Here is a 1,649-nt window from a genome sequence, read left to right on the forward strand (position 1 = left end):
GGGTCCGGAATGTATTTGTTGGATAAACTGGATGGTCTGAGTGCCGATTTGGGTTTCGCGGAATATACCGAAGGCTCAAAATCAATATTGGATATCTTTTCAATTACACTCGCGCTCATGGTTGGTACGGCCGGCTTGCCGCATGTTATCGTTCGATTCTTTACGGTAAAAAGGGTCAAAGACGCCAGGAAATCTGCAGGGATCGCCTTGCTTCTAATCGTTATTTTATATTCTACCGCTCCTGCCGTTGCTGTTTTTGCGAGAACCAATATGATAGAAACCGTTTCCAGGCAGCCTTACGACTCTGTCCCGGAATGGTTCAAAAAGTGGGAAACTACAGGCCTGATTGTCTTTGAGGATAAAAATAAGGATGGGATCATCAACTATGTCGCCGATGCTTCAAAGAATGAATTGGTTGTTGACAACGACATTATGGTCTTGGCCAATCCGGAAATTGCCCACCTGCCAGACTGGATTGTAGCCCTGGTAGCAGCGGGCGCGCTGGCTGCCGCTTTATCAACTGCTGCCGGACTCTTACTGGTTATTTCTTCCTCCGTTTCCCACGATTTGATAAAGAAAATTATAAATCCGGAAATATCGGAAAATGGAGAATTGATCGCTGCCCGGATTTCGGCTGTAGTCGCGGTTTGTGTGGCGGGGTATTTTGGGATCAACCCTCCTGGATTTGTTGCAGCAACCGTGGCCCTGGCCTTTGGGTTGGCGGCCGCTTCATTTTTCCCCGCGATAATTTTGGGCATTTTTTATAAGAGGATGAATAAAGAGGGCGCTATCGCAGGTATGGTGGTGGGGATAACCTTAATGATGCTTTATATGATAAAATACAGGCTCGGCTGGTTCGATGAGGTTCTGCCAGGCAAGGATGAATGGTGGTTTGGAATTTCACCCGAAGGTTTTGGCAGCGTGGCTATGGTTGTCAATTTCCTGGTTTCAATAGTAATCTCAAAATTTACACCCGCGCCCCCCGCGGAGGTACAGGAAATCGTTGAAAACATAAGAATCCCACTTGGAAGCGGTCCGGCTACGGATCATTGATGGAGGATACTGTGGAATAAGAAGAGGGCCTCGGAATAAGAAGAGGGCCTCTGTAGAATGACAGCGATTAGGAGTCATTTAATCTCTATTTATGGTCACTTCAACAATTTAAAATAATGGATTAGTAAACTTTTGAGATATTTGAAGAGTAGTATTAAGTGCTTTTAGTTAAAGTATATAAGTTCTAAGATTCATTTAGGTTATTGCTTTATTTTTGTAGAAAGCCTATTATCCAAATTCTAAAAAGGTGAGTATGTCTAATTTTGACTCTATTACCGTTCCGAGAACTTCATTGACTGAAGCCGCTCATGAAGTTTGCTCAATTGCCCGGGAACAAAGGAATGAAACCGAACAGTCGCGTAAGTTGGCGCCGTCAATTGTTGAAAAGTTGGTAGACAGTAATATCTTTCGACTCGGTTTGCCCAAATCACTTGGAGGCTGGGAGGATGATCCGGTCAAAGTTTTAAAGGTTTATGAAGCGCTGAGCGGTGCGGAGGCATCGGTGGCATGGATTTCCTGGAACAACCACCTTGCCACAACTTTTGGTCGATTTCTGGATGAAGAAAGTATGCACGAAATTTATGGGGATACCTCCC

At 44.7% G+C, this 1,649-nt stretch carries 2 protein-coding genes; both read left to right on the forward strand.

All coding sequences use genetic code 11. From position 1 onward, the window contains the following. The coding region (locus WBV75_RS00740; RefSeq protein WP_424118752.1) for a VC_2705 family sodium/solute symporter at positions 1–1,053 on the forward strand (1,053 nt) is incomplete at its 5' end. 253 nt (positions 1,054–1,306) lie between these two features. Beyond that, positions 1,307–1,649 (forward strand): acyl-CoA dehydrogenase family protein (locus WBV75_RS00745; RefSeq protein ID WP_424118753.1); only part of this gene is annotated, 343 nt, incomplete at its 3' end.

The organism is Robiginitalea sp. (assembly GCF_049588695.1).
Taxonomy (GTDB): domain Bacteria; phylum Bacteroidota; class Bacteroidia; order Flavobacteriales; family Flavobacteriaceae; genus Robiginitalea.